Here is a 21,941-nt window from a genome sequence, read left to right on the forward strand (position 1 = left end):
AAACCTCTCCGCTTCTACAGGTGGTTTGTCCGTAATTGTGCGATGCCGGTGACAATGTTGTCCGTATCGGCCGCAGAAATGGCGGAGGCAAGGTCGACGCAGCGGTCGAGCGACGCGGATGCGGCTCCACCTGCGTGTATGTCACTAATCAACGGCCCGGGGCCATATATCGGAAACGGGCAGCATCTCACCAGGAGCGACGATGGCAACCATCTCTCGCGACAGCAAGCAGACCGGACGAAAAACTGCTCTCCGAAATGGCGGAGCCGCTCCGGTTTACGTCAATCTCACCGACAAGGCGTTCTTGCGGTTGCATCACGGTTATGGACTGCCCGTCATTACTCAGACGCTGACCTTCGTCGAGCGCAGGCTTTCCGATGCGCAGTTGAATGCGATGTACACACTGTTGAAGGCGGGGCCGCTGACGCGACGCGTGCGCCGCCCTGCGGTGCCGTTCGCCCGCGCGCGGTGGGTGCCGACCGATTCGGCGCTGCCACTGTCGGTGGAATCGGATCCGATACCGGATGCCGACGCCATGGCATGGGCGAACCGTCAGGCGCAGTTCCCGCTCGATCCCGACGCGGGCTACGGCTGGCGGCTGTCTGCCGTGCCGACCAGTTCCGGCGGGATGATCGTCTGCCTCAGCAAGTCACACGCTGTCGCCGATGGTCACGCAGGTCTGATGGCCGAGGCCGGGCTTGTCGATCCGGAGCGGGCCACCAAGGGTGCGCTGGCCACCGCTGTCGGCTTCCGCGATGAACTTGCCGACGGCATGCACCGCGCCACCACCATTGCCAAGCAGGCCTTTTCGGAGATGCGCCGCGCAAACCAGGATCCATTGCATCGCAAGGCCGTCGTCACCGCGTTGACCACCCGGGAACCCAAGACCGCGCAGGGTTCCGCCGAATGGCAGGAGCAGTCGGCGGTGCTCACCTTCGACGCAGCACAGTGGCGGGCGATCGCGGCGCGCGACGGCGGCACCGCCAACACGCTGTACCTTGCGCTCACCGCCGATCTGCTGCGCAACTGCCCGCTCATCGACGGCATCCCGCCGGTGCTCACGCCCGCCGTCCGAATCCTGCGCGAGCACAACCAAAGTGACGCGAACTCCTTCACCAGGGTGCCGGTGGTGGTGCAGCGTGACTGGCTGGACAATCACGACCTGACCGCGCTCCGGGCAGCGAGCAAGGGCGCGTTCGCCGCCGCCGACACGGTGGGTGGCGGCGTTCTCTCGCGCCCGCGCAAGATGCCACCCGACCTGATCGACTTCCTGCCGGAGGGCGTCGTGCACCGGCTACTGGAGACACCGCCGATCACCATCGGAATGTGTTCCAACATGGGTGTTCTCGATGACTTCATCGCCCCCGAACTCCGCGAGTCCACCCCGCTACTGCATATGAAGCGCGCGGTAGTGCAAGGCCTCGATCTCCCCACCGCCGTCAAACAACCTGTCGCACTGGCGACCTGGCTCTCGGAAGCCGGCGAACGAATCCACTGGAACCTGGAAAGCCTCAAACCGGAGATGTCCCGTTCCGCAACAGAATTAGCGAATCAAGCGACAAAGGTCGCCGCCTCGTGGGGCTTACACCCGCTCCGTATCGACACGAGCGACTCCGGCGCATAGCGGGGCCAACCGCGATCATCTCCGGCTTCCGCGTAACCGTCTGCTCGGCACGGAGGATTCTGGGAGTCTGAGATCCATGACGTCCGATGCTCCGCTGCCCGCGGCTCGCCTCTTCGATATCCTCGGCGCCGATTACGAGCGGTCCTATCGGGATCTTCCCGAGCAGCGCGCTGCGCTCGAGTGGTTGTCTGCGCGCTTGCCTGCGGGCGCGGAGGTGCTGGACGTCGGGAGCGGCACTGGGGTGCCCACCGCACGTACCTTGTCCGACAATGGGTTTCGGGTGGTGGGTATCGATGTTTCCCCTGTCATGATCGATACCGCCAAGCGGCAGGTGCCCGGTGCCACCTTCTATCAGGCAGACGTGCGCGAATACTCGGTCGAGCCTTCTAGTTCGGCGGCCGTCTGCGCGTTCTTCCCGCTGCTGCAAATGACTCGCGCGGACATCGACGCCTCGTTGGCGCGCATGGCGAGCTGGCTGCGACCGGGCGGCTACCTGATCTTCGCCACCGTCCCCGCCGACCTCGAACAGGTCGACATCGTCTTCATGGGCCACCCGGCCGTGGTGAGCAGCTATGCGGCTCCCGATCTCCTCGACCGTCTCCGCGGCGCAGGTCTCGAAGTCGTCGAAGCGCGGGAGACCACCTTCACCCCGGACTACGAGGGCGCCACCCCCGAGCCCCACGTGTTCGTCTACTGCCGCCGTCCTGTGTGAGTCGTCCCGACCTTGCGGTCGGTCGCAACTACGCGAGGTGTGCACTGCCCGCCGACCGTGTCAGTTGGCGTGTCAGATCGCTGTCAGGTCGGTATCAGCCGGTCTGGCGAAAGTACTCACATCGACAACGCAGCACTCACGGCCACACCGGCCGCAGGGGCTGCCGCAGCAAGGAGTACTGCAATGCCTACTTTCCAGACCCTGGCACCGATCACCGTCATCGCCGACATCCTCTCCGGTGAGCTCACCGTGCGGGCCTCGGACCGCACCGACACCGTCGTGCAGGTCAACCCCGCCGATCCCTCGAAGAAGGCCGATGTGCGCGCCGCCGAGCAGACCCGTGTCGACTTCACCGGAGGCACCCTGACGGTCAAAGCATCCAAGGACTGGCGCACCCACACCCCCTTCGGCGGCAACCCCTCGATCGAGGTGCTCATCGAGGTGCCCACCGGCTCACTGCTCACAGCAGGCTCCGGCGTCGGCCGGCTGGTGGCCGTCGGCGAATTCGCCGACACCGACCTCGAAGTCGCGGCGGGCGACATCACCGTCGAACGCCCCCGCGGTGCGGTCAGCGCCAAGGTCGCCAAGGGCGACATCCACATTCACGACGCCGCCGCAGGCGAGCTGCGGCTGGAAACCTCCTACGGCGAGCTCGAGATCGGAATCGCCGCGGGCAGCGCCGTGCAGCTGGAAGTCAACGCCACCAGCGGCACCGTGCAGAACCTGATGCAACCGGTCGACCCGACCAACGCCGAAACCGTCCGCGTCCACGCACGTAACTCCTTCGGCAACATCATCATCCGCCACGCCGTCCTGGTCTGAACCGACCTGAAGCTACCGAGACTCTGAAGAAGGACTACGTCATGACAAGTGCAGTTAGCAGGACATCCGGTGTCGAGGACGGCTGGGGAAAGGTCGCCGACGCGTTCCATGCGAACTTCGACGGCAAACCCGGCGAAGTGGGCGCGGCGTGCTGCGTCTACGTCGGCGGCCGCAAAGTCGTCGACCTGTGGGCAGGGCAAGCCGACCGCGCGGCGAACCGGCCGTGGACCGCGGACACCATTGTCCAGGTCGCGTCGACGACCAAGGGTGCCACGGCGATCTGTGCCCATCTGCTTGCACAGCGGGGTCTGCTGGATCTCGATGCACCGGTGGTCGAGTACTGGCCGGAGTTCGGCGCCGCAGGCAAGGAACGAATTCCGGTGCGCTGGTTGCTTTCCCACCAGGCAGGTCTGCCTGCGATCGACGGACCGCTGACCTACGAGCAGGCGCTCGACTGGCATCCGGTCATCCGTGCACTCGAGGCGCAGAAGCCGCTGTGGGAGCCGGGGACCGAACACGTCTACCACGCTATGACTTTCGGGTTCCTGGTCGGTGAGGTCGTGCGTCGGATCTCCGGTAAGTCGCTCGGCACGTTCTTCGCCGACGAGGTGGCGGCGCCGCTCGGACTGAGCGCCTGGATCGGGCTGCCCGAACAGGAGGAGGCGCGGGTGGCGAAGCTCGAGTTCGCCGCGCCGTTCAGTGTGGAGGAGCTGACCGCAGGGATGGTCGCGACGTCCGGGCTCGACGCGGCAACGGTCACCGCATGGATCACCGCCATGTTCAGTCCCGGCTCGATCCAGATGCGCGCGGCCGATCTCGGCGGCGCCATCGACAACGGTTCTGATTACTTCACCCAGCGTCCTTGGCGCGCAGCCGAATTCCCGGCCGCGAACATGGTCGCCGACGCGGAGTCGGTGGCGCGGATGTATGCGGCAACGGTGAGCGAGATCGACGGGATGCGGCTGCTCGAGCCGTCCACTGTCGAGCGGATGACCGTCGTGCAGACCGACAAGACTCGGATGTACGGGCTGCCACCGGAATTGGACATCCCGGCCGAGCGTTCCTTCTACATGTCACTCGGCTTCATGCGCTCCAGCGTGATTCTCCCGATGGTCGGGCCGGGTTCGTTCGGTCACCCGGGCTCCGGCGGTTCGATCGGCTTCGCGGACCCGGACGCTGGTGTCGGCTTCGGCTACGTCACCAACCACTGGCACTTCCCGCCTGACGATCCGCGTGCGGCCAGTCTGGCCAAAGCGGTCCGTTCCTGCCTCTGATGACAAAGACCCTCCCGCTGAGCCTTCGGTGGGAGGGTCTTTCCATTTGTAGTGAAACGTCTTCTGTAGGAAGAGGGTTCAGCACCCCGCGGCGGTCAGCTGGTAGTCGGCTTCGAGCAGCATCCACCCGCTCAGCTGGATCGACAGATCGCGGCTCTGGTTGGCGGGCGGCGGTGTGAACGCGTTCGAGAGCTGGGGGAAGATTCCGCCATGCGCCGGAACCGTCACGGCGCGGGTCCAGTCGGCGCCGAACAGCGGCAGGCCGTCCACCTCGGCGCGATGCTCCCAGGCCGCCCGCGCCGAAGCGTGCACGATGTTCGCGGCGGTGGTGTCGCCGAGCGACAAGGCGGCGACGGTGAGATACCGGGCGAGGATGCCCATGAACAGCCCGCTGTCGTCCCCGGCGGCGCCGGTGATCACGCCGTCCTTGGTGAGCTTCGCCTCGACCGCTGCGACGATCGCGGCGGCGCGCCGACGGTGCTCGGATTCCCCTGTGCGCAGGGCCAGTTCGGTTTCCAGTCCGATGGCGACGCCCTGCGAGTAGGTGGTGATGGCCCGGTTCACGCGGGCGCCGGGTTCGTGGACGCCGTCGAGGATCAGCCCGCTGTCGGTGTCGCGCAATCGGGTGTGCAGGAATTCGGCGAGGCGACCGGCGCAGGTCAGCTCGCCAAGCCGTGCCAACGCGATGCCGGTCGGACCGATCGACGGGGTGTTGTAGTAGTCGTCGCCGATCCGCCACGGCACCGCGCCGACGTCCGGATTCCAGCCGCCGAGCAAGGCGGCCCGCAGATCTCCGACGGCATCGCCGAAGCGAATGCCGAGCAGCCGGTCGGCGCGTTCGAGCGCCAGCGCCAACCAGGCCATGTCGTCGTAGTACCGGTTGGTCCAGCCGGTGAGATTGCGGGTGCGGATGCCGCGCGCGAGTGCGGCGACCCGATCGATGCGCGCTACGGTGCGGTCGCGGTGCGCGGCGTCCACCGCGCAGTCGAGCAGGTGGGCTTGCCACCAGTAATTCCATTGCAGGAAGGACTGTTCCGCCAAGGGGCGTGGCCAATCGGACACACCGAGCCGCACCCCGGGCAGACCCCACAGGCTGCGCACGTGCCGCGTCACAATGGCCTGTTCCGCCAAGTCCACCCGTTGCCCGCAGGTATCGGCTCCCGCGGACACCTGCCGGGTGATCGGCGCCGCCTGTATCGGCCGCGACAGCACGGTGACTGCGATCCCGGTACCGGCGGCATACAAGAGGGTGCGCCGGCTCAGCCCCTTGTCCCGGCGTTCCATTCGCTCGGACTCCCCTTGCTGAACAACGATCATTAAAGCTGGAAACCGTGCACTGCGAGTTTATCTCGCTAAAACCACGACGGCACGACGCTCAGCGCCCGTGGTGAGCTAAGACACGGGACCGAGTTGCTAGTTCGCGCTGATTTCTTCGTGAATTCACGGACCGTTTCTGATCTACGTAAAGCAACGTTCAACTCTTTTGCCGGTGAATTGCCGCGTCGCCCGGAAATGCTGTGGCCAATGCGCGTTATGGCGCGCTGACGGCAGCAAGCTTCGCGGAGTTGAGCACCGCGTACAGCGCCACGACGTGCCCTGCGCTGTCGACCTCGAATGCGGCGACCAGGAACGGCACACCGCCACCGGTGACCAGCGCGCCGGGACCGCCGTTCACCGAGGTGACATCGACGCGCAGCGCTGCGGGCCAGAACGGCGCCGCGATACGGAACCACTCGGCGATTGCGACCGCGCCGTACATCGGCGCCCGCGGTGTCTCCCGCTGGCCGTCGGCATCGGCGCGGAACTCGGCATCGGGCGCAAGGAGTTTCACCAGCACTTCGATATCGCCATGCACGGCGGCGGCCATGAACCCCGCGACGAGTTCGCGGTGGTCGCCGTTGTCCGGCTCCTGGCGCGGTCGGCGGGCTTTGACGCGCTGGCGGGCGCGATACGCCAATTGCCGCACCCCGCGTTCGCTGCGGCCGAGCAACTCGGCGATCTCGGCGTGCGCGAAATCGAATGCCTCGTGCAGCACGAATACCGCCCGCTCATCCGGCGTGAGTGTCTCGAGCAACAGCAGTAGCCCGACTGATGCGGATTCCCGCAACGCGACCGCCTCCGCGAGGTCGCCGACCAGCGGTTCCGGCAGCCACGGGCCCACGTAGTCTTCCCGCCGTGCCCGCGCCCGCCGCAAGTGGTCGATGGACTCGTTGGCGACAAGCCGAAACACATAGGCACGCGCGTTCTCGACGGTGCTGCGATCGACGCGATGCCAGCGCAGCCACGCCTCCTGCAGCACGTCTTCGGCATCGCTTCGGGTGCCGAGCATGCGGTAGGCGACACCGAACAGTGCGGCACGGTCGAGCTCGAACGGATCCTCTGCCATCGCAAGTCGAACGTACCAGCGCGTGACGCGGGGCCGCCCGAATCCGTCTGTCCTACATGAGCAACCGAATGATCGTCGAAAAACTGCTGCACCTCATGTTCGACAAGCACGACCTGTCCGCCGCTTCGGCCCTCCTGCACGACGAGTTCCGCTCGCACAACCCTGTTGTCCCGCACGATCCCGCAGCAAGGACCGGCCGCGAAGCGTTCCTCGACTTCCTCGCTTCGCCGCAGGGCCAGGCAATGATGCACGCCGAATCCACCACCCGGCGCGTCCTCGCCGACGGCGACCTCGTCGCAGTGCACAGCAGCCTCACCTGGCCCGACGGATCGACGATGGCGATTGTCGACATCCTCCGTATCCGCGACGGCCTCGTCGTCGAGCACTGGGATGTCGTCCAGCCGGTCCCGGAAACCGCGGCCAACCCGCACGGCATGTTCTGAGCAACCGCTGTGAACAACCTGCGGTGCGGGACACCCCTCGCACTACCCGATGATCGGAGCATGACGTGTCGTTGATCGATGGCAAATAGTATGGCGCGCGAAGCTTTTCGGACATCGTACGAAGGACGGCATGACTACGCCCGACACCAACCAGGCCTCGACACGCGGCTCGTACCACGCGATCACCGAGGTCGGCAATCCCGTCTTGCACCAGCGCTGCCGCGATGTCACCGAGTTCGGGACCGAAGCGTTGGCTCGACTCGTCGACGACATGTTCCACACCATGTACGTCGCTCGTGGAGTCGGCTTGGCCGCCAACCAAATCGGCGTCGATCTGCAGGTCTTCGTCTACGACTGCCCGGATGACTACGACACCGCCGAGGACGAGAGCCGCCGCAACGTCGGCCACATCTGCAACCCGGTGCTCGAGAATGTCACCACCGAGCCGCAGATCGTCGGCAGGGAAGGCTGCCTTTCGGTACCGGGCCCGGTGGCACAGCTGGCCCGCGCCGCCCACACCATCGTGCGGGGCAAGGACATGCACGGAAACGACGTCACGCTCGAGGGCACCGGACTGTTCGCCCGATGCCTGCAGCACGAGACCGACCATCTGGCAGGCACGCTCTACATCGATCACCTCACCGATGCGGAGCGCGCCGACGTCCTGGCCGAAATGGCGCAGAACCGTGACGCTGTGCTGGCAGACCGCGAGGAGCGGGCACAGGCTTGTTAAGCGGAGTTACCGGTCCTCGTTAAGGCTCCCTCTCTACTGTCGCGGCGTAGTTTGCTCGACGTGGGGAGGGTTCCGTGCCGCAGGACGACGAGGCAGCGGTCGAGGCGCACTGGCATCCGCTGACGCGCATCGGATTTCGTTTCGGTGTGTGCTATTTCGGTGCGATCGGCCTCGCCGGTGTGCTCGGGCTGATCCCGATTCTGTTGGCGGGCTTGGGGATCGAAGCGGGCTCGGTGCTGCACGTTGTCACCCTCGCGCGCCCGCCGATCGAATGGACCGCCACCCATGTGCTCGGCCTGCGGGTGACGAGCACGCAGGTGGGCAGCGACAGCGCGTTCCAGTGGACCGGACTGTTCCTCCTGGTGGTGCTGTCCGCGGTGGCCACGGCGGCATGGTCGGTGCTGGATCGCCGACGGGCCAGCTACACCCGGCTGTTCGCCTGGACTCAGCTGTCGCTGCGGTTCGTCCTTGCGCTGGCGATGTTCTATTTCGGGATGGCCAAGGCGATCCCGACCCAGATGCCGTTCGTGCTGAACCGGTTGGTGGAGCCCTACGGCAATTTCAGCCCGCAAGGCGTGCTGTGGTCGCAGATCAGTGTGTCGCAGCCGTATGAAATCGCGCTCGGCGCAGCGGAATTGCTGGCAGGTCTGCTGTTGCTCGTGCCGAGGGCCACCGCTGCTGGGGCCTTGCTTTGCGCGGTGGACATGACGCAGGTGTTCCTGCTGAATATGACCTATGACGTCCGCCTGAAAACAGTCTCGTCGCAGTTTCTGCTGCTGAGCCTGTTCCTGCTCGCACCGTATGGGCGCCGGTTGCTGGCTGCGCTGTTCGCGGGCCGTCCCACGCAGGCGACCCGGCCCGTGCCGCTGTTCGGTTCCGCGCGGGCCAACCGGATCGCGCTCGTGGCACAGCTGGTGGTCGGCCTGCTCTTGCTCGGCGTGATCGGGGCACAGAACTGGCGGCAGTGGTCGAAGGAGACCCCCGAGCTGTACGGCATCTACCGAGTGGACGGCTTCTCCTCCGAGGGCTATGCCCGCGACCCGCTGCTGACCGACGAATTGCGTTGGCGCCGAGTCATTATCGACCGCCCCTTCCACGTCTCCGACCCGATGGTGCTCACCATCCAGCACATGGATGACTCCTTCGAGGTGTACGGCGGCACCATCGACCCGAAGCGCCACCACATCGACCTGCGCCACCGCATCGCCCTCGGCACCTTCGAAGAGACCCCGATCCGGGTACGGCTCACCTACTGGTGGCCCGAACCCGGCCGCATGGTCATCGACGCCGACGACTATGCCGGGCACCGCATCCACGCCTGGTTCACCGAACTCGATCCGCAGTCCTTCCCGCTGCTCGAACGCGGCTTCAGCTGGGTCCAGGAGACGCCCTACAACCGGTGAGCCCCGCCCATGAGCTACTCTTCGGCAATCGCGATCGACGAGCTTGATCCTGCCCAGCGCAGCGTTTGTCCGCACAAGCGAGAGGAGCATGATGCTCGAGCAGGCGCGTCTGGAAGTAGTGCACGAACCGCTGGCCGACCGCACGCCGGAGGCACCGTATTTCGAAGCGAACTATCGCGTTCGCGCCGGTGACATCGATCAAGAGATGCGGTTGCGGTTGGACGGCGTCGCTCGGTACCTCCAGGATGTCGCCAACGACAATCTGGAAGCCACGGACTTCGCGAACACCGACCCCTTCTGGGTCGTCAGGCGCACCGTGATCGACGTGATCGAACCGATCTCCTGGCCTGCCACGGTTACCTTGCAGCGATGGTGCTCCGGACTGTCGACGCGATGGGCGAATATGCGCGTGCGAATGACCGCGACCCATGAAACAAGTCGCCTCAATCCGGTGCAGCGCCCCGACGGCCTCGTGGAAACCGAGGCCTTCTGGATCAATGTGAACGAGAACGGCATGCCGACGAGAATCAGCGACGGCGGGTTCGCGTGGCTGAGTTCGATGAACGACAACCATCGGTTACGAATGCCGATGAGTCCGCGAGCAGTGCCCGACCATGATCCCGGTATGCCCGCTGACCGCAGCCATATCCTCCGCACCGCGGACTTCGACCCGTTCAAGCACGTGAACAATGCGGCGTACTGGGTAGTCGTCGAGGACGAATTGGTCGAGCACCCAGATATTCTCGATGCCCCGCATCGCGCCGTGATCGATTACCTGCGCCCGATCGCGCCCGGATCCGACGTGATCGTTCGGCGGCGCCGCGACGGCGAGCAGCTCCAGATCTGGATGATCGTCGACGACCGAATCGTCACTACCATGACAGTAGACAAGCTGAGTCCTGAACACAGCCGTGGCCGGTAGCCTCAGCCAACCCGCGCGGAATGTGCTGAGAGAGAAGGCAGCCCCGAGGGGGCGCGATTCGACCGCGTGAACGCGCATCAGGCCATACCCGTTCGGGCCGGTCGTCAAGCCAAGAAATGTTGCGGGTTTCATCGACCCAACGAATGGTGTATTGCTCGGATTCGAGGAATGTTAACGGTCTCCAAAGCTCGATCGCTGGACGAGTCGGCGGTAGGGGTTGTCCGATAGGATGAACGACGTGGGTGCGATCTTGCTGGTGACTTCGTACAACGATGCCAGCGCATGCGAGGCCGGGCGGGGGGAGACCACCGGTCTGGTGCTCTCCTGGAGCGATAGCGCGCCGAACAATCACTTCGACAGCCACCTGTGCCAGTCCGTGCAGGGTTGGGCCGACCCCATTTTTCCGAGTACTCCGTCGTAGAAGGATCGACCGATGGCAGACGACAGCGAATTCGACGGCCTCACCAAAGCCGCGAAGGGACGCCACATCCGGCTGAAGCCAGACGCCGCGCAGAACTGCGCCAAGCTGTGCAGTGACATGATCATTGAGCTCAACAGTGCGATCGGCAACGCAAGCAAGCTCGCCAACACCCAGGGTTTCGGCAACAACATCACGAACGCGAACGATCTCGCCAAGCGCTACAACGACCGCGCGACCACCGGCGACTCCTCGCTCCATCACGCGCTGACGAAGCACCGTGAGATGGTCAACGACATGATGGAGACCTTCATCGCGTCCGGTCGCGCCTACCTGGAAAACGAAAAAGCCTCTGCCGCAGAGCTTTCCAAGTACGAGACGGCGATCAAGGAACTCCGGCCGAAGTCGTAGGATTCCGACTGTCCTTGCGCCATGGAGGTGACCAATGGGTGACTCAGCACCGAACAATCCGAAGCGATACAACCTGGAAGAGTTCAAGCCGAAGAACGCGGGCAACGACAAAACCACCGTGCTCGGCGACAAGTCGGTTGCGACCGAGAACGGCCAAATCGCCTGGGAGACATACGGCAAGGACCTGGACACCCTTGTCGGATTCCGCGATTCGATCAATACCGGATCGGTACGCGGAATGGCGAACAGTTGGCGCGGGCACGGCACCAAACTGGCCGAACTCGCCGGCAAATTCTCGAACGCTGTGAAAGCGACGATCGTCGATTCCTGGGATTCCGAGGGAGGTCGCATCGCGTCGGCGGCGGTGCAGCGCTACGCCGATCAGTTGTCAGCGCTCCCCACCGTCATCAACGCGGTCGCGAACAGTCTGGATTACTCGGCGAATTTCCTCGACACCACGCGAAACAATATCCCGGACGGCAAGGGCAACCTGGCCAACGGCAAGTCGATCGTGACGAGCTCCGGCCAGTACGACAACGAGCAGACACGTAACCAAATGCGGCAACTGCTCACGCAGCGGGCCAACGACGTCATGAACCAGGTCTTCGTTGCCGGCGGGAAGTCCGTGGACGCGGCCATGCCGATATTCCCGCTGCCGCAACCGGTGACGCAGGGGCTCCCTGACCCAACGCAGGTTGGTAACCCCGGTCCTCCTGGTCCCCCCGGGCCTCCCGGACCTCCCGGACCCGGTGTGAAACTCGGGCCAGGACCTGGGTTGAACAAGGCCGCGCTCAAACAACAGCAGCAGCAACTCGACGATGCGCGCAAGCGGGCGGAACAGGACGCCAAGGACCGGGCGGCGGAGATCGCCAGGCAGAACAAAGAGGCCCAGCAGCGGGCGGCAGATCAGGCCGCGCAGCAGAAGGCGCAGGCAGCCCAGCAGGCTGGACTGCAGGGCCTGCAGGCCGCGCAGCAGGCGGCGGAAAAGGGTCTGTCGGCCGCGCAGCAGGCGGCGGCGGAAAAGGGTCTGCAGACCGCAAGCGCGGCAGGTTTGCCCAGCTCGCTGGCCGGTTTGAATCCTGAGCTGAGCAAGGAGCTGAACAAGAAGGCAGGCGGCCCAGGTCCCGGTCCCGGCAAGCTCGGCGGGCCCGGTGCGCCGACCAGCGCGCTCGGCACGGAGGTTTCGAAGCTGTTCCCGCGGGCGTCGGTCACCGGAACGGCTGCTTCGGCACTCGGCCGGGCAGGCCTGGCCGCTACTCCTGGTATGCCGGGTTCGCCAGGTGCCGCGGGTTCACCCGGTGGTGCCCACGGTCAGAACAAGGAGCACAAGCGGGCGGACTACCTCGACTCCGTCGAGCATATCGAAGAAGCTCTCGGCGATGCCCCGGTGACGTCGAAGCCAGTCGTCGAAGGATGACCGTTCATCGGGGGCGGCTGACGTCGCTCGAGCTCGTGGTGCTGTGGGAGCTGATGTCGAACGACAAGCTGCCGTTCCCGCTGACCCACTGGCCGACGCACCAGTACGAGGAGGACTACTACCGCGCGAAAAGGGCGACAGCTGAACGGCTTCTGCAGTATCTGCCTGCCGACGCGGAGCAGCTGTGGGAGGCAGCGGTCAACCCGGACATCGTCATCTGGGCGGCGGGCGAGTCGCCCGATGACGAGACGGACATGTCGGCGATGACACGTGTCGTCGGATTGCGGCGCGAGGGCTATGCGGTGGTCCTGGTCCAGCAACCTGGCGAGACTGCCGACCGCGGCGGCGACATCGACGTCTACGAGACCGACGTCGCCGGGCTGGCAAAGGCGGTGATCGGCCAGCTGCCGAAGGTCGAGCGCGGTAAACAGGGCGAAATTCCGATCCTCTCGGAACAGTCGAACGCAATCTCGGCGCAGTCGGACGACATGGATTACAGCTACGGCTCCTCGCAGGTGCTCGAGGCGATCGATCCGCCGCAAACGCGCTCCGACCGTTGGCGCAACGCGAAGGCGACCCAGATCGGCGAGCTGAAGGTCGAGCCGGGCAGCGGGGCGCACTGGATTCAGGACCGTCGTGGCTATCTCGTGCGCTGGCGCGACCTCGTCGACGACGGCCGCTACCTGATCGAGCCCAAGCCGAATCCGATCGCGATTCCGGTGGACGACAAGGCCTTCGAGCGGTTCGTCAACCAGCGGGTTGTCGAACTGGTCCAGCGGATCCGGGAGAATCGGCCTGCGGAACGCGACTTCCGAGTCCTCTGATCATGGCTACGCAGAGGGAGTGTGATGCTCGACGAGATGGCGCGTGACACGCTCGAGTTCCTCCTCGAGACGAAGTTCTACGAGCAGCGCCTGCCCGGTCTCGGCGCGGTCGTCGAAGTGGGCGATCAGCGGTGGGAGCTTGCGCTCGGCGTCGCGGACCTGGCCACCGGCGAACCGTTTCGCCTCGGCGACCACTACCGCGTCGGATGTGTCACGAAGTCGTTCACCGCGACCGCCGTACTGCAGCAGATCGACAGTGGCCTACTCGGTTTCGACGACACGCTCGAACCGTTCGTCCCCGGCATCCCGAACGGTGCGCGCATCACGATCAGGCACCTGCTGAACATGACGTCCGGTGTCGCCAACTTTGTCGGTGTGCCGGACTGGCTGCCGACGCGCGACGAACTGTCCTTCGACACGCCGGACGCGGACTGGCCGCAGGAGCGCAAGGTCGACCTGATGCGAAGCAGGCCTGCGGCTTTCGAGCCGGGGGCCAAGGCAGACTACTGCGACAGCAACTACATCCTGCTCGGCCTCGTGCTCGAGCAGGTGACCGGCAAGCCCGCCGCCGACGTGATCAACGGCGCTGTCGTCGCTGCGGTGCCCGGCTTGACGAGCACCGAATTCCCGTCGGTCGCAAAGCTTCCCGACCCTCATCCGACGTCCTACGCGCTCATGCCCGACGGTCGAACGCTGCGCAGGCTCGGCGACATGAACCCCAATGCCCTGTGGGCGACCGGCGCGATGACCTCGACGGTCGACGACCTCTTGATCTGGGTGCGCGAGCTCGCCGACGGGACGCTGCTGTCTGAGGACCTGCAGCGTGCGCGCTTGACGTCGACGCACCTGGACCGCAGGCGGGCCTTCCATCGGTACGGGCTCGGCGTGCAGCGACTCGGCGCGCTGGTCGGCCACAACGGCATCATGCCCGGTGCGTCCTGCGCGGTGTACCGCTATCCCGCCGAGGATGCGTCGGTCGCCGTTGTGACCAACGTGTCGGCGAACGTCGACGCCATCAGCATGGAGATCGCGCTCGAGCTCGTGCGGGCGCTCTACCCCAGGTTCGTCGATGGCTGAGCAGGCCGACCCGATCGCGATCGTCGGCATCGGGTGCCGGTATCCGGGCGGCATCGCCTCGTCGGCGGATCTCTGGCTGTTCGCCGCCGAAGGGCACAGTGCCACTTCGGCATTCCCGACCGATCGGGGCTGGGATCGGGCCAGGCTGCAGGCCACGGTCAACTCCGGGCGCGGGAACTTCCTCGATGCGGCGGACGCGTTCGATGCGGCGTTCTTCGGCATCAGCCCGCGCGAGGCGGTGGCGATGGACCCGCAGCAGCGGCTGCTGCTCGAGACCTCGTGGGAAGCCTTGGAGCGCAGCGGCATCGATCCGCTGTCGCTTGCCGGGACGGAAACCGGCGTCTATTTCGGCGTCGTCGCACAGGATTACGGCGGTCGGGTCGCTTCCGAGCGCATGGGCCTTGCGGGGCACCTCGCCACCGGCATCTCGGCCGCTGTCGCATCCGGGCGGGTCGCGTACTCGCTCGGGCTGGCGGGTCCGGCGATCACCGTGGACACGGCATGTTCCTCGTCGCTCGTCGCGATCCACCTTGCGGCGCAGGCATTGCGGACCGGTGATTGCACGCTGGCGCTGGCCGGTGGCGCGACGGTGCTGAGCTCGCCGAGCGCCATCCTCGGGCTTGCCGAGCTCGGTGCGCTCGCCGAAGACGGCCGGAGCAAGCCGTTCTCGGCCGCCGCCGACGGGTTCGGGATCGGTGAAGGCGTCGGCGTACTTGTCCTGGAACGACTTTCCGACGCTCGCCGGCACGGTCATCCGGTGCTCGCCCTGCTTCGCGGCTCGGCGACCGGCCAGGACGGCGCTTCGAACGGACTGACGGTACCGAGCGGCCCCGCGCAGGAACGGGTCATCCGCAAGGCGCTCGCCGACGCCGGGCTCACGCCTGGCGATGTCGACGTCGTGGAGGCGCACGGCACCGGAACCACGGTCGGCGACCCGATCGAGGCGGCCGCCTTGATCGCGACCTACGGCGAAAAGCGCTCGGACACAACACCGCTGCTGGTCGGTTCGGTGAAATCGAATATCGGTCACGCGCAGGCCGCCGCCGGCGTCGCCGGGGTGATCAAGATGGTCGAGGCCATTCGGCGCGGGACGGTCCCGCCGACACTGTATGCCGATCGGTTGACCACCGCGGTCGACTGGTCCGCCAGCCCGGTGCGGGTGGTGGCCGAGCCGACGGCATGGCCTGCGGGGTCGCACGTTCGTCGCGCGGGTGTCTCGGCGTTCGGCATCAGCGGCACCAACGCTCATGTGATTCTGGAACAGGCGCCCGCCGGGTCAACGGCCGCCACATCGACGCAGCGTCGGCCGCCTGGCGTTGTTCCGCTCGCGCTGTCGGCGAAGACGGGACAAGCGTTGGCGGAGTACGCTTCCCGGCTGCTTGCGGTGCTCGACCACGAACCGGTGGACGTCGCGTGGTCGCTGGCGACCGGCCGGGCGAGCCTCGCCTGCCGGGCCGTCGTCGTCGGCACGGACCGCGACGAACTGCGTGCGGGTCTCACCGCGATCGCCGAGGGGCAAGCGGCTGAGAACGTCGTCACGAACGGCATCCCACCCGGCGACACCGTGTTCGTGTTCCCAGGCCAAGGGTCGCAGTGGGTGCGGATGGCGGCCGAATTGCTCGACACCGCACCGGCATTCGCCGAGCACATCGACCGATGCGCTGCCGTGTTCGCCGACCTGGTCGACTGGTCGCTGCTCGACGTGCTGCGAAACGAGCCGGATGCGCCAGGACTCGAACGAGTCGACGTGGTGCAGCCGGTGCTGTTCGCTGTCATGACCTCGCTGGCCCGGCTGTGGCAGTCGATCGGTGTCGAACCGGCCGCCGTGGTCGGTCATTCGCAGGGCGAGATCGCCGCCGTCTACGTCGCGGGCGCGCTGTCGCTTGCCGACGCCGCACGCGTCGTCATCGTGCGCAGCCGCGCGCTCGTCGCGATCGCAGGCGACGGCGGCATGGTTTCGGTGCCGCAACCGGTCGACGAGGTCGGCGTGCTTGTCGAAAAGTGGCCCGGTCGACTGGGTGTCGCCGCGATCAACGGCCCGCGTTCGACCGTGGTCGCCGGTGAGGCGGCCGCCGTCGCGGAACTTCTCGCGCACAGCGACGCCAACGACCTTCGTGCCAAACAGATTCCGGTGAACTACGCCGCGCATTCGGCACAGGTCGATTCGATCGCCGCCGACTTGCGGTCGGCACTGGCCGACATCGAAACCGCTGCCCCGAGTGTCCCGCTCTTCTCGACGGTCACCGGCGGACTGCTCGACCCGACCACGATGGACGCCGGATACTGGTTCCAAAACCTCAGGCAGCCGGTGCGATTCGAGTCAGCGATACGAGCCGCCTACGAGCATGGGTACCGCGGCTTCGTCGAGGTGAGCCCGCACCCGGTGCTGACCGTCGGCATCGAGGAAACGCTCGACACCGACGACGTCACGGTCGTCGAAACGCTGCGGCGCGATCAGGGTGGCCTGCGACGCTTCCTCCTTTCCGCGGCGCACGTGACCGCCTCGTGGCGGACCTATCTCCAAGCGCGGCAACCACAGCGGGTCGATCTGCCGGTCTACCCGTTCCAGCACAACCGATTCTGGCTCGCGCCCGACGAGGGCGGGGCAGGTGCCGTGCACCCGTTCATCGATGCGGTAGTCGAGCATCCCGAATCCGGCGAAATGACGTTCGCCGGTGAGGTGTCCGTCGACCGCCAGCCTTGGCTGGCCGACCACGCCGTCGCCGGAACGGTGCTGTTGCCGGGTGCCGCGACGGTCGAGCTTGTCCTGTCGGCAGGCACGCGGGCCGGGTGCCCGTCGCTGTCCGAACTCGTGCTGCACACGCCGCTCACCGTTCCCGAATCCGGTGCGGTGCAGCTGCAAACGGTCCTCGGCACGCCGGAGTCTTCGGGTAGGCGACCGGTCCGGTGCTACATGCGAACCGACGAATCGGCGCAGTGGACGCTGCACGCCTCCGGCGCGGTATCCACCCGCACCACCAGTTCGCCGCCGGTGGTCGCGGCCTGGCCGCCGGAAGACGCAACGCCGGTCGACGTCGCCGACTTCTACGAACGATCCGCGGCCAGCGGCTACGAATACGGGCCGGTGTTCCGCGGGCTGCGTGCTGTTTGGGTGAAGGGCGCTTCGGCCGCGGACCGGGAGCTCTTCGCGGAGGTTGTTGCGCCACTCCCTTCCAGCACAGCGGGATTCGGCATGCACCCGGCACTGCTGGACGCGGCGTTGCACGTACTGATTGAGCAGTTCGCCAGTCGCGACGCCGCGACGGTGAGCATGCCGTTCGCCTGGGAGGGCGTCGAGCTGTATTCAACAGGCGCGACAGCCCTGCGTGTGCACGCGACGATAGCGGCCGATGACCGCGCCACGTTGACACTGTCCGACACCGCCGGATCCGTCGTCGCCAGGATCGAGTCGCTGGTGACCAGGCCGATCGACCGACGGCAGTTGGCTGGCGAGTCGGTGTTCGGCATCGATTGGCTGCCTGTCGCGATTCCGGAGCACCGCGGCGGCCGAAGCGGCCAGGCTCCCAACGTATTACGTTGCCAAGCAACGCCGGTAACCGACGGCGATCTCCCACGGGCGGTACGCGCGCGGCTGGCCGAGATCCTCGATCAGATCCAGCGGTGGCGCCAACGGGACGACGACAGCACGCTCGTGGTCGTCACCTGTCGTGCGGTCGCGGTGCACAGCGGCGAGGACGTGGCAGATCTCGTGCACGCACCGGTGTGGGGGCTGCTGCGGAGTGCGCAGAACGAGCACCCTGGGCGAATCACACTCGTAGACGTCGACGACTGGGTACACCGCCGCGTTGCGATAGCGGCGGCACTGGCCTGCGACGAACCACAGCTCGCGTACCGGCGCGGAATCGCTTACGCGCCAAGGCTTGTTCGTGCCCGCACCGACTTGGTCGGCAATTCCGAGCTGGTCGATGCCGGGTCTTGGCAGTTGCGGACGGCAGGTACCGGAACGCTCCAGTCGACCAACCTGCGCCTGGCGGCGCTGCCGGAGCCGGAACGGGCGCTGTGGGACGGCGAAATCCGGATCGCGGTTCGCGCGGCCGGGCTGAACTTCCGCGACGTCATGATCGCGCTCGTCGTAGACGCCGAAGCCAGCGCCGATTTCGGGGTCGACTTCGGCGGGTACAGCGACGTCCACGCCGAAATCGGCGCCGACGGTGCGGGTGTCGTCGTCGAGGTTGCCGCCGACGTCACGACGGTTGCGCCGGGGGACCGGGTGATGGGTCTGCTCGGTCCGATCGCGTCGACGGTGATCGTCGATCACCGGTTGGTGGTCCCGATTCCGGTCGGCCTGTCGTTCGCGGAAGCGGCCACAACGCCCGCGGTGTTCCTGACCGCCTACATCGCGCTGCGTGACTTGACGCGGATGGCACCGGGCGAGCGGTTGCTGGTGCACGCGGCGACCGGCGGCGTCGGCCTGGCGGCGATTGCGCTGGCTCGGCATTGGGGCGCAGAACTATTCGTCACGGCGAGCCCTGGCAAGCAGCACCTGCTGCGGGCGCTCGGATTCGACGACGACCATATCGCCAACTCCCGCACCGTCGAGTTCGAGCAGGCATTTCTCGCGACCACCGACGGTGCCGGTGTCGACGTCGTACTCGACTCGCTCGCAGGCGATTTCGTCGATGCCGCACTGCGACTGCTGCCCCGCGGCGGCCGGTTCGTCGAGCTGGGCAAGACCGACGTCCGTGACCCGGCGACCGTCGCAGCGGCACATCCCGGCGTGGCGTATCAGGCGTTCACCGTGCTCGATGTCGGTCCCGACCTGATCCAGCAGCGGCTCGCCGACATCGCGGCGATGTTCGAATCCGGTGTGCTCCAGCCGTTGCCGGTCGGCCGCTGGGATATCCGTCGTGCGCCGGAAGCCCTGCGCTACCTCGGTCAGGCGCGGCATGTCGGCAAGTTGGCACTCATGATCCCCGCGCGACAGCGGCAGGCAGGCACCGTCCTGATCACCGGCGGCACCGGCGTCATCGGCGCGACGCTCGCGCGGCACCTCGTGCGTCGCCACGGTGTCCGAAACCTCGTGCTGCTCAGTCGCCGTGGCATGGACGCACCCGGTGCGACCGAGCTGCACAGCGAGCTCAGCGCGCTCGGGGCCGCCGTACAGGTGGTGGCATGTGATGCCGCGCAGCGTGATTCGCTCAGGGCGGTGATCGCGCGGATCGACCCGCCGCTGGTCGGCGTGATCCACGCGGCAGGTGTGCTCGACGACGCGGTGATCGACTCGATGACCCCCGAGCAGCTCGAGACTGTGCTCCGGCCGAAAGTCGACGCCGCCTGGCACCTGCACGAGGCGACGGCCGAATCCGACCTGTCGATGTTCGTCCTGTTCTCCTCGATCGCAGGCATCTCCGGTGCCGTCGGTCAGGCAAACTATGCCGCGGCCAACACATTCATCGATGCGTTGGCCGCACACCGTCACCAACTCGGCCTGCCCGCCGTTGCACTCGGCTGGGGTTTCTGGGCAGCGGCCACCGGCATGACCGGCCATCTCCGCGAACAGGATCGGGCTCGCCTGGAGCGAACCGGATCCATCGCCATGTCCTCCGCCGAGGCCCTCGACATGTTCGACGAGGCGATCGGCCTCGGCCGCCCGTTCGTCCTGCCCGCCCGACTCGACATCGCCGCCATGCAATCCGGAGAGATCCTCCCCGCGCTGGTCCGCGGCCTGGTGCGAGCAGCGCCGAAGTCACGCGTCACGCCGGGCGTGCCAGCGGCCAACCGCCTAGCCGGACTCGACCCTGCACAGAAACGCGACCAGGTCTTCGCTCTCGTACGCTCAGCCGCAGCCGCAGTGCTCGGCTACGACGGCCCTGACGCAATCGGACCCGACCAATCCTTCAAGGACCTCGGCTTCGACTCTCTCAGCGCGGTCGAATTCCGCAATCGCCTCCGCGCCGCACTAGGTATCTCCGTCCCGACCACAGTCGTCTTCGAATACCCCACCGCCGCAACATTGACGAACCACCTCTGCGAAGCCCTGGATTGATCAGGTGGGTCACGCGCCAGGTCACTAGGCGGGCTCGCGCCGGCGCCGGCGGGCAGGAATTGGCGGCGACAGCTATTCGGTCCGCGGCCGGGAATGGAATCCGATGCCCTCGTCCTGTGCACAAATCCAGACCGCCTCGTCGGACTTGCTGTCCGGGACGTAGATGATCCGCTCTTGGCGGCGCTGCACCTGTGGCGGCGGCGACTGCTCGAGCTCGTCGGCGTCGAAGGCGAGCCGTTCGAGGTCGTTCTCCAGTCGCCGCACCATGTTCGCATCGCCATAGTGGTTGCGCAGTACGTCGAGGGATTGCCGGAGCTGGCCGACCGCGAAGCGCAGCTCCGCGATTTCACTGCTTGTCATCAATAGTTCCTGTGTTCTTGGTCTTCGTCAGGATGCTGCCCACCGATTGCGGCGCGGGCACGCCGGAGTGCGGCGACCAGATCGAGAGCAACCGGCAGCGACAAGGCGTGTGGGCCGCCAGCAGTCAGATCGGCGGTAAGAACGGAATCACGCCGCCTTCGAGCACGATCGCGCAACCCGAGTCGCCCACCAACCGTGCTGCGAACTGCACTTCGTATTTCTCCGTAATCTCTCTTACTGTGTTTTCGGCGATCGGTGTAGTCTCTCCGCGACTGACGACCATGCCGTTTCGTGCTGCCCCTGACTGGATAAGCCGGTCGAGGACGTAGACGCCGGTCAACATTCCGGCACCGGCACTGGAAATATCAAAGGTAATCGCCTTTTTCGCGCCGAGGTGCGCGCCGATCGAGGAGGCGAACGACGGTTCCATATACATGCGAGTCGCGTGTTTGCTCCGCGTGATCGAGGTCGAGATGATCACATCGAGCTCCGCCGGATTATATCGGGACCTGGATAGGCAATCTTCCGCAGCGTTGACTGCGAGTGTGAAGGAATCGTGGCAACTTTCCCCGATTGATTCGAATCGAGAGTGCAACATGTGTGCTCCTGGACATCGTCGTCAAGATGTGGTTTCTGAAGTTTCTGATCTTCATTTGGACAGCAAGCAGCCAGGCAGTAACCGAAGATTCGTTGCGCATGGACTGCCGCTGATTACGCTGTGCTTGGTGATCGAGGTCTGTGCCTTATCGCAGCCGGTTGACATAGGCGATTGTCTGGCTACCCTGAGGTGTCAGTTGACTGATTGAGCTCTGACCAGGTAGGAAACGATTCTGGTCTCCAGATGCTCACTCGATGGATGGTGGTTGTGTGAGGATTCGATTGTCTAGCAATGATTGGGCTATGCAGGAATGGACATTAACATTCGGCGCCTTGAAGGGGCAATGGTTCTTTTGGTGAACGGAAGATGTGATCTACGTCACCGCCATTACTTGTGTGTGCTAACGGTTTTGGCGCGGCGTGACGCCAGGTGGCCTCGATCCTGGTCCGCTCACCGTCTAGCGGGTGCACCGGCTCTCAGTGGACGCGGGTGCCTGGGCTGAATGAGGCT

Annotated in this window: 17 protein-coding genes; 13 read left to right on the forward strand and 4 right to left on the reverse strand. The window is 66.0% G+C overall.

Going from position 1 to position 21,941, the window contains the following annotated elements:
* The first annotated feature begins 202 nt into the window (after positions 1 to 202).
* The 4 genes from NA11_RS13630 to NA11_RS13645 all read left to right on the forward strand — a co-directional run bounded on the left by NA11_RS13630 (position 203) and on the right by NA11_RS13645 (position 4,432).
* On the forward strand, positions 203 to 1,624 hold the full coding sequence (locus NA11_RS13630; RefSeq protein WP_069162217.1) for a hypothetical protein: 1,422 nt from the start codon (positions 203 to 205) through the stop codon (positions 1,622 to 1,624).
* A gap of 76 nt (positions 1,625 to 1,700) precedes the next feature.
* Positions 1,701 to 2,336 carry a class I SAM-dependent methyltransferase gene (locus tag NA11_RS13635; RefSeq protein ID WP_069162218.1) on the forward strand — a complete coding sequence of 212 codons (636 nt, stop codon included), beginning with the start codon at positions 1,701 to 1,703 and terminating at the stop codon, positions 2,334 to 2,336.
* A 183-nt stretch (positions 2,337 to 2,519) separates the two neighbouring features.
* A complete protein-coding gene (locus NA11_RS13640; protein ID WP_069162219.1) occupies positions 2,520 to 3,158 on the forward strand; it encodes a DUF4097 family beta strand repeat-containing protein in 639 nt (212 codons plus the stop codon).
* Positions 3,159 to 3,199: 41 nt separating this feature from the next.
* Positions 3,200 to 4,432, forward strand: coding sequence for a serine hydrolase domain-containing protein (locus tag NA11_RS13645; RefSeq protein ID WP_069162220.1), 1,233 nt, complete (start codon positions 3,200 to 3,202; stop codon positions 4,430 to 4,432).
* Between the two features lie 78 nt (positions 4,433 to 4,510).
* Here NA11_RS13645 and NA11_RS13650 read toward each other — a convergent pair whose 3' ends face one another.
* Positions 4,511 to 5,716, reverse strand: coding sequence for a glycoside hydrolase family 76 protein (locus NA11_RS13650; RefSeq protein ID WP_084654585.1), 1,206 nt, complete (start codon positions 5,714 to 5,716; stop codon positions 4,511 to 4,513).
* Between the two features lie 247 nt (positions 5,717 to 5,963).
* Positions 5,964 to 6,818, reverse strand: coding sequence for an RNA polymerase sigma factor SigJ (gene sigJ, locus NA11_RS13655; RefSeq protein ID WP_069162221.1), 855 nt, complete (start codon positions 6,816 to 6,818; stop codon positions 5,964 to 5,966).
* Positions 6,819 to 6,886: 68 nt separating this feature from the next.
* Here sigJ and NA11_RS13660 point away from each other — a divergent pair, with 68 nt between their 5' ends.
* The 9 genes from NA11_RS13660 (at position 6,887) to NA11_RS13705 (ending at position 20,473) form a co-directional block, all read left to right on the forward strand.
* The gene (locus NA11_RS13660) at positions 6,887 to 7,261 is read left to right on the forward strand and encodes a nuclear transport factor 2 family protein (RefSeq protein WP_069162222.1); all 375 of its coding nucleotides are present in this window, start codon (positions 6,887 to 6,889) and stop codon (positions 7,259 to 7,261) included.
* A 130-nt stretch (positions 7,262 to 7,391) separates the two neighbouring features.
* Complete coding sequence (gene def, locus NA11_RS13665; protein ID WP_069162223.1) at positions 7,392 to 7,994, forward strand: peptide deformylase; 603 nt, start codon at positions 7,392 to 7,394, stop codon at positions 7,992 to 7,994.
* A gap of 74 nt (positions 7,995 to 8,068) precedes the next feature.
* Complete coding sequence (locus NA11_RS13670; protein ID WP_069162224.1) at positions 8,069 to 9,397, forward strand: DoxX family protein; 1,329 nt, start codon at positions 8,069 to 8,071, stop codon at positions 9,395 to 9,397.
* An 88-nt stretch (positions 9,398 to 9,485) separates the two neighbouring features.
* Positions 9,486 to 10,319, forward strand: coding sequence for an acyl-[acyl-carrier-protein] thioesterase (locus NA11_RS13675; RefSeq protein ID WP_084654587.1), 834 nt, complete (start codon positions 9,486 to 9,488; stop codon positions 10,317 to 10,319).
* A gap of 433 nt (positions 10,320 to 10,752) precedes the next feature.
* A complete protein-coding gene (locus NA11_RS13685) occupies positions 10,753 to 11,148 on the forward strand; it encodes a hypothetical protein (RefSeq protein WP_069162226.1) in 396 nt (131 codons plus the stop codon).
* Between the two features lie 34 nt (positions 11,149 to 11,182).
* Complete coding sequence (locus NA11_RS45605) at positions 11,183 to 12,565, forward strand: hypothetical protein (RefSeq protein ID WP_069162227.1); 1,383 nt, start codon at positions 11,183 to 11,185, stop codon at positions 12,563 to 12,565.
* Positions 12,562 to 13,389, forward strand: coding sequence for an ESX secretion-associated protein EspG (locus NA11_RS13695; RefSeq protein ID WP_069162228.1), 828 nt, complete (start codon positions 12,562 to 12,564; stop codon positions 13,387 to 13,389). Before NA11_RS45605 ends, NA11_RS13695 begins: the two co-directional genes overlap by 4 nt.
* A 24-nt stretch (positions 13,390 to 13,413) precedes the next feature.
* A complete protein-coding gene (locus NA11_RS13700) occupies positions 13,414 to 14,466 on the forward strand; it encodes a serine hydrolase domain-containing protein (protein ID WP_069162229.1) in 1,053 nt (350 codons plus the stop codon).
* Entirely contained in the window at positions 14,459 to 20,473 is a 6,015-nt protein-coding gene (locus NA11_RS13705; RefSeq protein WP_069162230.1) for a type I polyketide synthase, read from the forward strand. Before NA11_RS13700 ends, NA11_RS13705 begins: the two co-directional genes overlap by 8 nt.
* 72 nt (positions 20,474 to 20,545) lie before the next feature.
* Here the strand turns inward: NA11_RS13705 and NA11_RS13710 are convergent, their stop codons facing one another.
* The gene (locus tag NA11_RS13710) at positions 20,546 to 20,833 is read right to left on the reverse strand and encodes an Rv0250c family protein (protein ID WP_069162231.1); all 288 of its coding nucleotides are present in this window, start codon (positions 20,831 to 20,833) and stop codon (positions 20,546 to 20,548) included.
* A 124-nt stretch (positions 20,834 to 20,957) separates the two neighbouring features.
* Positions 20,958 to 21,314 (reverse strand): hypothetical protein, encoded by a 357-nt coding sequence (locus tag NA11_RS13715; protein WP_245745862.1) that lies wholly within the window; start codon positions 21,312 to 21,314, stop codon positions 20,958 to 20,960.
* Positions 21,315 to 21,941 lie beyond the last annotated feature (627 nt).

This window comes from Nocardia altamirensis NBRC 108246, assembly GCF_001612685.1.
In the GTDB taxonomy this organism is placed as follows: domain Bacteria; phylum Actinomycetota; class Actinomycetes; order Mycobacteriales; family Mycobacteriaceae; genus Nocardia; species Nocardia altamirensis.